Consider the following 12,600-nt stretch of genomic DNA (forward strand, 5'->3'; position numbering starts at 1 on the left):
GGTCGCATCGGCAGCCCCCCGCCCAGTCGGGCAGGATGGAAGGCATGCCGAACCGACTGGCCCATGAGACGTCCCCGTACCTTCTCCAGCACGCCGACAACCCCGTCGACTGGTGGCCCTGGACGCAGGAGGCGTTCGAGCAGGCGCGGCGGGCGGACAAACCGGTGCTGCTCAGCGTCGGGTACAGCAGCTGCCACTGGTGCCATGTGATGGCGCACGAGTCCTTCGAGGACGCGGACACCGCCGCCTACCTCAACGACCACTTCGTCAACATCAAGGTCGACCGGGAAGAGCGGCCCGACGTGGACGCCGTCTACATGGAGGCTGTGCAGGCCGCCACCGGACAGGGCGGCTGGCCCATGACCGTGTTCCTCACGCCCGACGCCGAGCCGTTCTACTTCGGCACCTACTTCCCGCCGGAGCCGCGGCACGGGATGCCGTCCTTCCGGCAGGTGCTGGGCGGGATCAGCCAGGCGTGGAGCGAGCGGCGCGGGGAGGTCGCGGAGGTCGCCGGCAAGATCGTGCGGGACCTGGCCGGGCGGGAGTTCGCGTTCGGGAGCGGGCAGGCGCCGGGGGAGCCGGAGCTGGCGCAGGCGCTGCTCGGGCTGACGCGGGAGTACGACGCGCAGCGGGGAGGGTTCGGCGGGGCGCCGAAGTTCCCGCCGTCGATGGTGATCGAGTTCCTGCTGCGGCACCACGCCCGCACCGGCGCCGAGGGCGCCTTGCAGATGGCGGCCGACACCTGCGAGCGGATGGCGCGCGGCGGGATCTACGACCAGCTCGGCGGCGGTTTCGCCCGGTACTCGGTGGACCGGGACTGGGTGGTGCCGCACTTCGAGAAGATGCTCTACGACAACGCGCTGCTGTGCCGGGTGTACGCGCACCTGTGGCGGGCCACCGGGTCGGAGCTCGCCCGGCGGGTCGCGCTGGAGACCGCCGACTTCATGGTGCGGGAACTGCGCACAGAGCAGGGCGGGTTCGCCTCCGCCCTGGACGCCGACAGCGACGACGGCAGCGGCCGGCACGTCGAGGGCGCCTACTACGTGTGGACGCCCGGGCAGCTGCGGGACGTGCTCGGCGCCGAGGACGGGGACCTCGCCGCGCAGTACTTCGGGGTGACCGAGGAGGGCACGTTCGAGCACGGGCAGTCGGTGCTGCAACTCCCGCAGCACGAAGGCGTGTTCGACGCCGAGCGGATCGCGGGGATCAGGGAGCGGCTGCTGCGCGCCCGCGCCGAGCGGCCCGCGCCCGGGCGGGACGACAAGGTGGTGGCCGCCTGGAACGGCCTCGCGATCGCCGCGCTCGCCGAGGCCGGCGCCTACTTCGACCGGCCCGACCTGGTCGACGCCGCCCTCGCCGCCGCCGACCTGCTGGTCCGCGTCCACCTCGACGAGCAGGTCCGCCTCTCCCGCACCAGCAGGGACGGCCGGGCCGGCGCGGGCGCGGGCGTGCTGGAGGACTACGCCGACGTCGCCGAGGGATTCCTGGCGCTGGCGTCGGTCACGGGGGAGGGGGTCTGGCTGGAGTTCGCGGGGCTGCTGCTCGACCACGTCCTGACCCGGTTCACGGACGCCGAGTCGGGCGCCCTCTACGACACGGCCGCCGACGCCGAGAAACTGATCCGCCGCCCCCAGGACCCCACCGACAACGCCGCCCCCTCGGGCTGGACCGCCGCCGCGGGGGCCCTGCTCACCTACGCTGCGCACACCGGCGCCGAGTCGCACCGCACCGCCGCCGAGCGGGCGCTGGGCGTGGTGAGGACGCTCGGTCCACGGGTGCCCCGGTTCATCGGCTGGGGGCTCGCGGTCGCCGAGGCGCTGCTGGACGGCCCGCGCGAGGTCGCGGTGGTGGGCCCGGCGCCGGGCGACGAGGCGGCGAGGGCACTGCACCGCACGGCGCTGCTGGGGACGGCGCCGGGTGCGGTGGTGGCGTACGGGACGCCCGGCACGGAGGAGTTCCCGCTGCTCGCCGGACGTGCGCTCATCGGCGGTGAACCGACGGCGTATGTCTGTCGTCATTTCACGTGTGACGCCCCGACGACCGACGCCGATCGGCTGAGGGACGCGCTGAACGGCTGAAATCAGTGCCGCAGCCTGCGCGACTGCATGGAGTACTTCTTCCGGTTCCGCTCCGGCTGCACCTGCACGCGCAGAAAGGGTTCATCCCTCTGGGCGGCAACACCGTCTTCGTCCGCACGGACGTCCTGCGCGAGGCAGGCGGCCGGGACGAGCTGCCTGACCGAGGACTGCGACCTCGGGGTGCGGCTGTCCAGCGCCGGCAAGAAGGTCGTCGTCGCCTGCGACTCCGGCATGGTCACCCGCGAGGGGACCCCGGACAGCAACGGGACGGACGACCCGCTCCGCCTCGACCCCAGCCGTGACGGCCTGGCCTGCGGAGAGGCGGACCTGCGACGCCGTCAGGCTCCCGGGAACTCCGTCAGGGCGCGCTCCACGATGGCCTCCAGCTGGTCGTGGTGCGCGCCCTTCCAGTAGGCGCGCCCGCAGTCGGCGCACTTGGCGAACACGTCGTACGACCGTTTCGTCCCGCCTCGCAGCTGGTCGGCGACCTCGTCCACGGTCGCCTCGTGCAGCAGGCCGTTGCAGGCGGTGCACCGGGTCCAGGGCCGCAGCGCGGGGCGGAAACGGTCCAGGACGTCGCGCAGCTGCTCGTCGGGCCGGGTGCTGTAGACGAACGCGCCCGCCCACAGCTCGCGGCGGTGCAGCAGCCCCCGGTCGCGGCTGAGCATCACCCGCCGCTCGGCGGCGGAGCGGGCGGCGAGCGCGGGGTCGCCGATGTCCGTCGACTCGTAGGCCGTGTCCACGCCGAGCAGCCGCAGCCGGCGGGCGAGGGTGCCGAGGTGGACGTCGAGGAGGAAACGCAGGGGAGCGCCCGGGACCCGCTGCGGGCGCGCCACGGGCCGCACGCCGACGCTCTCCCCGCCGGCCGGCACGTACGACGTCGGGACCTCCCGCCCGTCGACGACGAGCGCCCCGACCTCGGTGAGCGGCACACCGAGGGACTCGACGACGTGCCCGAGGGACGACATCCCGTCGGTGGCGAGGGGGGTGGCGCCGGCGCGCCGGGCGCCGGGGACGAACAGCTGCAGCTCGGGGGCGAACTCGACGCGGATCTCGGGACCGTTCACCGGGCCAGGATGACACGCGGACCGGCGCGGTCCCCGGAGTGCTCCGGCCGGCAGGCCGTGCACCCGGACCCGCGGGCCCGGGTGCGGCACTCCTAGGAGTGCCGGTAGGCCACCAGGGAGATCGCCACGTAGTGGACGACGAACGCGGCCAGCGTGAAGGAGTGGAACACCTCGTGGAAGCCGAACCAGCGCGGTGACGGGTCGGGCTTCTTGATGCCGTAGACCACGCCGCCCAGGCTGTAGAGGATGCCGCCCGCGATCACCAGGACCAGCACGGCGACGCCGCCGGTGTGCAGAAAGTCCGGCAGGTAGAAGACGGCGGCCCAGCCCATGGCGATGTAGCAGGGCGTGTAGAGCCAGCGCGGCGCGCCGACCCAGAACACCCGGAACAGGATGCCCGCCAGCGCGGCGGCCCAGATGCCCCACAGCAGCCAGCGGCCCTTGGCGCCGGGCAGCAGCAGCATGGTCAGCGGGGTGTAGGTGCCGGCGATGATCAGGAAGATGTTGGAGTGGTCCAGGCGGCGCAGGACGCCGTCCATGCGCGGGCTCCAGTCGCCCCGGTGGTACAGCGCGCTCACGCCGAACAGCAGGCAGGCGGTCAGCGCGTAGATCCCGCACGCCAGCCGCCCGCGGGGCGACTCGGCCAGGGCGGTGAGCACGAGGCCCGCGACGAGCACCGCCGGGAACATTCCCAGGTGCAGCCAGCCGCGGAGTTTGGGCTTGATCTCTTGCGGCAGGGAGAGCGCCGCGGAGACGCGGTCGGCGACCGGCGTGTCCCTCGGCGCGTCGGAAGCGGACGAAGTCATGTCCAAAGCGTACCTACGTAACCGTAAGTCGCGGATCAGCGGCCTTGTGGCGTGGTCATGCTCTCACGGTGGCCGGGTCGCCGCGTGGCCCGCGTCACCCAAGAGGCGGTCATGTGAACCCAACGTGTGCGTAAAGAACAGAGGGAAACGCCGAGGTGCGTGGGGTTCGTCACCCCGCTCAGGTGTGAGGCCCCCTGGACAAATGGGCACTCGCCTCGCAGGATCATCTGAGTGCGGTCGGCACCGGATGAGCGCCAGAGGGAGACGGGCGCGGCATCCGGGTCGCGGCCCCCACGGGGCAGACAGTAAGAAAATCCCTCATTTAGGAGCGATCGTGGCGCGCGACATCGCGGCTCCCCCGAAAACCGTCCCCACCCGGCACCCGGAACTCCTCTCCTGGGTCGACGAGATCGCCCGACTGACCGAGCCGGACGAGGTGGTCTGGTGCGACGGGTCAGAGGCCGAATACGAGCGACTGTGCGAAGAGCTCGTGGCCAAGGGCACCTTCCGCAGGCTCGACCCGATCAAGCGCCCCCACTCCTACTACGCGGCCTCCGACCCGACCGACGTGGCCCGCGTCGAGGACCGGACCTTCATCTGCTCCGCGAAGGAGGAGGACGCCGGTCCCACCAACCACTGGAAGGACCCCGCGCAGATGCGGGAGATCTTCACCGGCGAGCAGGGGCTGTTCCGCGGCGCGATGCGCGGCCGCACCATGTACGTCGTGCCCTTCTGCATGGGCCCGCTCGGCTCCCCGCTGTCCGCGCTCGGCGTCGAGATCACCGACTCCGCCTACGTCGCCGTCTCGATGCGCACGATGACCCGGATGGGCAGCGCCGTGCTGGAGCAGCTCGGCGAGGACGGCGACTTCGTCAAGGCCGTCCACACCCTCGGCGCCCCGCTGGAGCCCGGCCAGGAGGACGTCCCCTGGCCCTGCAACTCCACCAAGTACATCTCGCACTTCCCCGAGGACCGCGAGATCTGGTCCTACGGCTCCGGCTACGGCGGCAACGCCCTGCTCGGCAAGAAGTGCTACGCCCTGCGCATCGCCTCCGTCATGGCCCGCGACGAGGGCTGGCTCGCCGAGCACATGCTCATCCTGAAGCTGACCCCGCCGCGAGGGGAGTCGAAGTACGTCGCCGCCGCCTTCCCGAGCGCCTGCGGCAAGACCAACCTCGCCATGCTGGAGCCGACCGTCCCCGGCTGGACGGTGGAGACCATCGGCGACGACATCGCCTGGATGCGCTTCGGCGAGGACGGCCGCCTCTACGCGATCAACCCCGAGGCCGGCTTCTTCGGCGTCGCCCCCGGCACCGGCGAGCACACCAACGCCAACGCGATGAAGACGCTGTGGGGCAACGCCGTCTTCACCAACGTCGCCCTCACCGACGACAACGACGTGTGGTGGGAGGGCATGACCGAGGAGCCGCCGGCCCACCTCACGGACTGGAAGGGCAACGACTGGACGCCCGCCTCCGGCACCCCGGCCGCGCACCCCAACGCCCGCTTCACCGTCCCGGCCTCGCAGTGCCCGATCATCGCGCCCGAGTGGGAGGACCCCCGGGGCGTGCCGATCTCCGCGATCCTCTTCGGCGGCCGGCGCGCCACCGCCGTACCGCTGGTGACCGAGTCCTTCGACTGGAACCACGGGGTCTTCCTCGGCGCCAACGTGGCCTCCGAGAAGACCGCCGCCGCCGAGGGCAAGGTCGGTGAGCTGCGCCGCGACCCGTTCGCCATGCTGCCCTTCTGCGGCTACAACATGGGCGACTACATGGGCCACTGGATCGACGTGGCCAAGGGCAAGGACCCGGCGAAGCTGCCGCGGATCTACTACGTCAACTGGTTCCGCAAGAACGACGACGGCCGGTTCGTCTGGCCCGGCTTCGGCGAGAACAGCCGCGTCCTGAAGTGGATCGTCGAGCGGCTGGAGGGCCGGGCCGAGGGCGTCGAGACCCCGATCGGCGTGCTGCCCGCCAAGGGCGCCCTCGACACCGAGGGCCTGGAGCTGTCCGAGGAGGACCTGGACTTCCTGCTCACCGTCGACAAGGACGTGTGGCGCGAGGAGGCCGCCCTGATCCCCGAGCACCTCGACACCTTCGGCGACCACACGCCCAAGGAGCTGTGGGACGAGTACCGCGCCCTCGTGGAGCGCCTGGGCTGAGCCCCGTACCCGAAGACCCCGCGGCCGGACCGAACCGACTGTGCCCTGACCGAAACATCGTCACGGCCGGCCGCGGACTCCTCGTCAGGCGCCGAGTCCGCCGCCCCCGCCGCGGCCCTCCAGGTAGCGGGTGTGGGACTCCTGGCGGCGGGCCTCCATGTCCCGCAGGTCCGCCGCCAGCCGCCGCGCGTCCCCGAGCAGCAGCTCCAGCTGGCGCTCCAGATGGCGCTCGGGCGGCTCCTGGCCCGGCGTCATCCGGTGCCACCAGCGGGTGCGCACGAAGGCGTCGACGGCCTCCGGGACGTCCTGGCGCACCGTCCGGGACAGCGCGTGCACGCCCTCCGGGTCCTGCGCCAGGATCTCGCCCACCCAGCCCGGCTCCAGCAGCGCCTCCAGCACGTCGGTCAGTTCCTTCAGCCGCTCGGCGGGGCCCGTGGGCACGTCGATGTCGGCGAGGTAGGCGCGCAGCCGGCCGAAGTCGGCGCGCACCTCCTCCAGCGGGGCCGACGGGTCGGCGAAGTCGGGCGGCGCGGGCCGCTCCGGCGGGGCGATCAGCGCGCCCGCGCCGTACAGGCCCACCACGACGACCGGCCAGTACGGCCCCGCCAACCCGGTGAACGTCAGCGCCAGGCCGACGATCCCGCAGGAGCTGCCCGTGATGTTCTTGCGGGACTCCAGATAGCCCAGGAATCTACTGGTAGCCACGGATCTCCTCGAAGGCGCCGTCCAGCGAGCCCTGCTCGGCGTCGAAGAGACGGCCGCCGGTCAGATCGGCGATCCGCTCCAGCTCGGAGCGGTCGGAGTCGCCGAAGTAGATCGGGAAGACCGGGATCTCCCGCTGCCGCGGGTCGAGCACCCGGTGGAAGGACTCGAAGTCCTCGGCCGTCGCGCCGGTGGTGTTGGCGCCGTCCGTCATCAGCACGATCGACGTGAACGTGTCCTCGTCGGCCGCGAGATGCTCGTACGCCTCCTGGAGCGAGGTGTAGATCGCGGTCTCGCCGTCGGCGGTGAGCGACTCGGCGTCCCGGCGGATGCCGTCCAGTCCCCGGCGCGGGTTCTGCGGGGTCACGATGTGCGTGCGCACGTCCTTGACCGTCGAGCCGAACGGCATGAGGGTGACCTCCTCGCGTTCCCGGAAGTCCTCGGTCAGGTCGACGAGCGCGTCCTTCAGCCCTTCGAGCCGGTCGCCCTCCATCGAGCCGGAGGTGTCCAGCACGTACACCGTCCGCGACGGGCGGCGCAGTTCGTTGTCGTAGGAGTCGATCAGCCCGTCGGCGACCGACCGGCTGCCCGGGAAGGGCAGTTCGCGCCGTCTGCCGGAGTCGAGTCCCGGCGCCGGCTCCACGGTGGAGACGACCGGGCGGCGGTGGGTGCGCGTGGTGATCTCGCGCTGGATCTCCGGGGTGCGCAGCGCCTGGGAGAGCCGGCGGAGGTCCTCGCGGGCCGTGGCGGGGGCGGACTTGAGGGAGGAGAGCGGGTAGTCGGCGGTGACGACGCCGTCGGAGGGGCGGATCACGGTCATGCCCGCGACGCCTCTGAGGACGGACTCGTAGTTGAGCAGCGCGTCGACGTTCGGGCGCTCCCGGTAGGCGGCGGCCAGCCAGCCCGACGAACCCGAGGTCAGCTTCTGCCCCTTGAAGAACTCCTTCAGCCGGGGCGTGGCCTTCTCCACGTCCGCGTCCGTGAGCGCCGACTGGGCGCCCGAGAGCGCGGACGCGACGGAGACCAGGGTGGCGAAGCCGGAGTTGGAGGCGGACGGGTCGGTCATGCCGTAGGTGAGGCCGTCCTCGCGGACCGCGCGCTCGATGTCCGACCAGGTGACGTCGTCCGGCTTCCAGCCGTGGGCGCGGGCGACGGGCTCGCGCACGCCGATGGCGACCGGGCTGGACATGATCGGCGTCTCCGAGAGGACCTGGTCGGCGGCGGCGGGACGCAGCCGCAGATAGTCGTTGGAGGCCAGCCACACCGCGTCGTACCGCCCGTTCGCCGTGTCCCGGGCCAGGATGTCGACGGCGTCGAGGGTGCCGACGTAGGTCGGGCGGACGGTGATGCCGGTCTTCGCCCGCACCTTCTCCAGGATCGGCGCCATGTCGGCCAGTTCGCTGGAGGCCAGCACGCGCAGGGTGCCCGGCTGGTAGCTGGCGCCGTCGTCGAACTCGGACTCCTCGTCCATGGAGGTGCAGGCCGTCAGCACGGCCAGCGCGGCGGCGGCGAGGGCCAGCGGGCGTCCCCACAGGCGCATGCGTCTCATGCGAGGCCTCCCTCGAGGGCGCCCTGCGCCCGGCTGCGGTCCAAGTAGGCACTGGCGTTCTGCAGTTCGGCCGTCAGCGACTCCACGGTCGCGGCCATCGCCTCGGTGGCCTGCACCTTGTAGGTGTCGATGGCGTCGAGGGTGCGGTAGATCTGCTGGAAGGCGGTGCGCAGGGTCTCGGCGCCCACCGCCGGGTCGGCGGCGATCCGCTGGATCTCGCCGCTCTGCGTGGCGAGCATCTCGGCGTTGCCCCGGATCAGGTCCTCGGTGGTGCCGCGCAGCGCGTTCACCTGGTCGACCACCTTCTTCTGGTTGTCCAGCGCGGAGGCCAGCATGACCGAGATCCGCAGCGCGGAGACGGTGGTGGTGGCCGCGCGGTCGACGCCCTTGATCAGTTCCTCGTTGTTGCGGCGTACGACGTCCATGGCGAGGTAGCCCTGGGCGCACACCGCGAGCTGGGTGAGCAGGTCCTGGTGCTTCTGCCGGACCGGGAACAGCACGTCGGCGCGGAGACTGTCGGCCGCCTGCGGGTCGGCGCGCTCCACGCCGGCGATGTGCCGCTCCACGGCGGAGTCGAGGGCCTCGGTGAGGACGACGTACTCCTGGAGCTTGCCCATGGTCTCCCACAGGCGGACCCGTTCGGTCTGCAGCGCCGCGTTGTCCCGGCGCAGTTCGTCCTGGCCGCCGCGGAGCGTGCCGACGATCTTGTTGAGGGTGCCCTGCGCGGAGGCGTACTTGGCGACGTGGTCGCGCAGCCGGTTCCCGCCGGGCAGCCGGGACAGGAACCTGCGCCCCTTGGCCGTCGGCAGGTCCCTGGGGTCCAGGTCCTCCACCACGCGGCGCAGTTCCACGAGCGAGCCGGCGACCTGCGACTGGGCGTCGCCGCCCTTGTCGGGCAGGCTGCGCACGGTGCGTTCCAGCGTCCGGTTGGACTGCGCGGCGGCGGTGCGCATCTCCCCGGCGCCGAGGGCGGTGATCTCGCCGACCCGGCCGGCGAACTCGGGTGAGCGGGCGTCGAGCGCGGCGAGGCCGGCCACGTAGTCGGCGGCCTTGCGGGCCATCTCGGCGCAGACCGCCTCGTCCACGGGCACGAGCCCCCCGGCCCGCTCGCGCGGCACCGCCGACACCGGCTCGGGCGGGGTGAGCGTGAAGGTGTCGTCGCGGCTGGCGCTGGTGTCCTGGCTGGCGCTGTACTCGGTCATCTGCTGATCCCCCTAGCCCCGCGTCCGGCTCGCCATGTCGCGCAGCACCTCGAAGGTGGGCACGGGAGCCTGCCGTACGCCGGTCAGCGTCTGGTTGAGGAAGTCGGTGCGGTCGGCCGTGGCCGCGGTGAACTCGCTGGTGCTGCCCTCCAGGCGGAACCCGTGCTCGACGGCGAGCTTGCGCAGGGCCGGGTCGGTGACGAGGAGTTCGCCGAGAGCGCGGCCCTCCTCGGTGATCGGCACGACGGTGTGGTCGCTGGTGGCGGTGGTGTCCGGGTAGAGGACGACCAGGTCGTCCACGGTGGCGTCCTTGGCGAGGTGGGCGGCGACCTGGGACTCGTAGACCAGGACGAGCGGGTTGCCGGCGCCGCTGACGAAGTCCAGGAACGCGCCCTCGGAGCTGGACTGCTGGGCGCCCTGCACGGTGATCAGCTTGCGCAGCAGCGGCGCGGTGCGGTCGATCCCCGCGGAGTCGGCGACGACCTTCTCGCCGTTGTCGACGTAGGAGGTGGCCGCGAGGTAGAGGGCGCCGGAGTTGGAGGTCTGGGGGTCGGTGGTGGCGATGAAGAGGGTGCCGGTCAGCTCCCCGTACCGCTCCGCGCCCTCGAGCTGCTGCCAGGTGCGGTCCTCCTCGGCGGCCTTCAAATAGGCCTTCATCCTCAGCACGCCGCGGCCCTCGGTCTCCAGCGTCGCCAGCCCGTTGTCCGCGAGGACCCGCGCGGCGTTCTCGTGGGCGATCACGACGAGGGGCGAGCGGAAGGGGCGGGGCAGCGGCTTCTTGGCGCCGACGTCGGCGGCGAGCGCGTCGGCCGGGGCCTGGCTGGACGGGAAGGCGAAGTCGTACGACTTCAGGTCCAGGTTGTCCATGGCCCAGGAACCCGAGGACTCGACCTGCACGGCGTAGCCCTTCGCGGCGAGGGCGTCCACCACCCTTCGGTCGCCGAAGAAGTCGGCCTTCTCCGACCCGATGACCCCTCGCACGGTCTTCGTTGCCGTGCCCTGGTCCTCGTTGCGGCCCGCTACGACGGCTGCCACGACGCCGCCGATCAGCAGGACCGCGAGGACGATGCCTGCGATTCTTTTCACGCGGCGAGCGTGCTCCCGGAACCCGACGTTCCCCACCGTGGCGGATGAACAGCGGGTAACACCCCGGTCCCGGTACGCAACGAGCGCCGTACGGTGCGTGGCGCCCGGTCCGCGCGCCGCTGTCGGTGCACGCGGACCGGGGCCGATCGGGGGGGCGGTTACGCCTGGAGGGCGACGCGCGGCTCCAGGGCCCGCGCGTGCGCGTCCATGCGCTCGGCCGCCAGGATCGCCGCCGCGGTGTCGGCGCGGGACGCGGCGACGACCAGCGCCCGCCCGGCGAGGGCGTGGGCCCGGCGGTGCAGGGCGGCGAGGTGCGGCTCGGTGAGGTGCGGCTCGGCGACGGCGGCCGACGCGCGGGCCGGCGACTGGCCGCCCCGCAGCCTGGTCACCTGGGCGGTCAGACGCTCGGCCGCGGCGTCCAGATCCTCGGAGGGGGCCGTCGCGCGCAGCTCGTCGGTGACGGCGAGCAGTGCCGCGAGGTGGCCGGCGAGCTGGATGTCCAGCTCCTCCTCACGGGACCGGTGGGGGAAGTCGGCGGTGCCGTCGGCCATCGTGTGGACCGACTTGGCGCGGATCGGTTCGTACATGGGATGGCCTCCTTGTTGGCGGAAACCATCCTAGCTTAGATTCTGTCTAAAGTTGAGTTCGATCGTGCAGTCCGCCCGGCGGCCCGGTCAGCGCTGGCTGTAGCCGTCCAGGAAGTTGCCGATCCGGCCCACCGCGTCGCGCAGATCGCCGACCGTCGGCAGGGTGACCACCCGGAAGTGGTCCGGCTCGGGCCAGTTGAAGCCCGTGCCGTGCACCACCATGATCTTCTCGCGGCGCAGCAGGTCCAGCACCATCCTGCGGTCGTCCTTGATCTTGAAGACCTTGGGGTCCAGCCGCGGGAAGAGGTACAGCGCGCCCTTCGGCCGCACGCACGTCACGCCCGGGATCCGCGTCAGCAGGTCGTAGGCCACGTCCATCTGCTCGTGCAGCCGGCCGCCCGGCAGCACCAGATCGTTGATCGACTGGCGTCCGCTCAGGGCGGCGACCACGCCGTGCTGCCCCGGCATGTTGGCGCACAGGCGCATGTTCGCCAGTATCGTCAGGCCCTCGATGTAGGAGTCGGCGTGCGCGCGGGGGCCGGAGATCGCCATCCAGCCGACCCGGTAGCCGGCCACCCGGTACGCCTTCGACATGCCGTTGAAGGTGAGGGTGAGCAGGTCGGGGGCGACCGAGGCGGTCGGAACGTGCCGGGCGCCGTCGTAGAGGATCTTGTCGTAGATCTCGTCGGAGCACACCAGCAGGTTGTGGCGGCGGGCGATGTCGGTGAGGCCCCTGAGCATCGCCTCGTCGTAGACCGCGCCGGTCGGGTTGTTCGGGTTGATGACGACGATCGCCTTGGTGCGGTCGGTCACCTTGCGCTCGATGTCGGCGAGGTCGGGCATCCAGTCGGACTGCTCGTCGCAGCGGTAGTGCACCGCCGTACCGCCCGACAGGGCGACCGCGGCCGTCCACAGCGGGTAGTCCGGGGCCGGCACGAGGACCTCGTCGCCGTCGTCCAGCAGGCCCTGCATCGCCATGGTGATCAGCTCGGAGACGCCGTTGCCGATGAAGACGTGTTCGACGTCGGTCTCGATGCCGAGGGTCTGGTTGTGCATCACCACGGCCCGGCGCGCGGCCAGCAGGCCCTTGGCGTCGCCGTAGCCGTGGGCCGTGGAGACGTTGCGGAGGACGTCCTCCAGGATCTCCGGGGGGCACTCGAAACCGAACGCCGCGGGGTTGCCGGTGTTGAGCTTCAGGATGCGATGACCGGCCGCTTCCAGCCGCATCGCCTCCTCGAGCACCGGTCCCCGGATCTCGTAACAGACGTTGGCGAGCTTCGTCGACTGGATCACCTGCATGTCTGGAGCTTACGACCCGGTACGGCTCCCCGGGCCGTGTTTTCCGACACTGCGGGGGCAGGG

The 12,600-nt window shown here is 71.9% G+C and carries 10 protein-coding genes and 1 pseudogene; 3 read left to right on the top strand and 8 right to left on the bottom strand.

Annotated elements, in window-relative coordinates; translation table 11 throughout:
• The first annotated feature begins 44 nt into the window (after positions 1 to 44).
• Both ACZ6KF_RS08460 and ACZ6KF_RS08465 read left to right on the top strand, forming a co-directional pair.
• On the top strand, positions 45 to 2,078 hold the full coding sequence (locus ACZ6KF_RS08460; RefSeq protein WP_356634511.1) for a thioredoxin domain-containing protein: 2,034 nt from the start codon (positions 45 to 47) through the stop codon (positions 2,076 to 2,078).
• Positions 2,079 to 2,090: 12 nt separating this feature from the next.
• Positions 2,091 to 2,339, top strand: a pseudogene (locus ACZ6KF_RS08465) (glycosyltransferase); the annotation flags it as partial.
• A 77-nt stretch (positions 2,340 to 2,416) separates the two neighbouring features.
• On the opposite strand, the gene ACZ6KF_RS08470 reads toward ACZ6KF_RS08465, so the two are convergent.
• Positions 2,417 to 3,145 carry a Mut7-C RNAse domain-containing protein gene (locus ACZ6KF_RS08470; RefSeq protein WP_469237779.1) on the bottom strand — a complete coding sequence of 243 codons (729 nt, stop codon included), beginning with the start codon at positions 3,143 to 3,145 and terminating at the stop codon, positions 2,417 to 2,419.
• Between the two features lie 92 nt (positions 3,146 to 3,237).
• Complete coding sequence (gene trhA / locus ACZ6KF_RS08475) at positions 3,238 to 3,951, bottom strand: PAQR family membrane homeostasis protein TrhA (RefSeq protein ID WP_356634507.1); 714 nt, start codon at positions 3,949 to 3,951, stop codon at positions 3,238 to 3,240.
• A gap of 334 nt (positions 3,952 to 4,285) precedes the next feature.
• Between trhA and ACZ6KF_RS08480 the strand changes: the two genes are divergently transcribed.
• Entirely contained in the window at positions 4,286 to 6,112 is a 1,827-nt protein-coding gene (locus ACZ6KF_RS08480) for a phosphoenolpyruvate carboxykinase (GTP) (RefSeq protein ID WP_356634505.1), read from the top strand.
• A gap of 84 nt (positions 6,113 to 6,196) precedes the next feature.
• On the opposite strand, the gene ACZ6KF_RS08485 is transcribed toward ACZ6KF_RS08480, so the two are convergent.
• The 6 genes from ACZ6KF_RS08485 to ACZ6KF_RS08510 form a co-directional block, all read right to left on the bottom strand.
• Positions 6,197 to 6,817: a hypothetical protein gene (locus tag ACZ6KF_RS08485; RefSeq protein ID WP_469237781.1), complete on the bottom strand. Its 621-nt coding sequence runs from the start codon at positions 6,815 to 6,817 to the stop codon at positions 6,197 to 6,199.
• The gene (locus tag ACZ6KF_RS08490; protein WP_356634501.1) at positions 6,804 to 8,363 is read right to left on the bottom strand and encodes a substrate-binding and vWA domain-containing protein; all 1,560 of its coding nucleotides are present in this window, start codon (positions 8,361 to 8,363) and stop codon (positions 6,804 to 6,806) included. The genes ACZ6KF_RS08485 and ACZ6KF_RS08490 overlap by 14 nt, the downstream gene beginning before the upstream one ends.
• Entirely contained in the window at positions 8,360 to 9,565 is a 1,206-nt protein-coding gene (locus tag ACZ6KF_RS08495) for a toxic anion resistance protein (protein WP_469237783.1), read from the bottom strand. Before ACZ6KF_RS08495 ends, ACZ6KF_RS08490 begins: the two co-directional genes overlap by 4 nt.
• Before the next feature lie 12 nt (positions 9,566 to 9,577).
• On the bottom strand, positions 9,578 to 10,651 hold the full coding sequence (locus ACZ6KF_RS08500) for a substrate-binding domain-containing protein (RefSeq protein ID WP_356634497.1): 1,074 nt from the start codon (positions 10,649 to 10,651) through the stop codon (positions 9,578 to 9,580).
• Positions 10,652 to 10,809: 158 nt separating this feature from the next.
• On the bottom strand, positions 10,810 to 11,238 hold the full coding sequence (locus tag ACZ6KF_RS08505) for an SCO4983 family protein (protein WP_469237785.1): 429 nt from the start codon (positions 11,236 to 11,238) through the stop codon (positions 10,810 to 10,812).
• A gap of 87 nt (positions 11,239 to 11,325) precedes the next feature.
• Positions 11,326 to 12,537 carry a pyridoxal phosphate-dependent aminotransferase gene (locus ACZ6KF_RS08510; protein WP_356634493.1) on the bottom strand — a complete coding sequence of 404 codons (1,212 nt, stop codon included), beginning with the start codon at positions 12,535 to 12,537 and terminating at the stop codon, positions 11,326 to 11,328.
• Positions 12,538 to 12,600: the final 63 nt, after the last annotated feature.

The sequence above is a fragment of the Streptomyces sp. NPDC046379 genome, assembly GCF_055587785.1.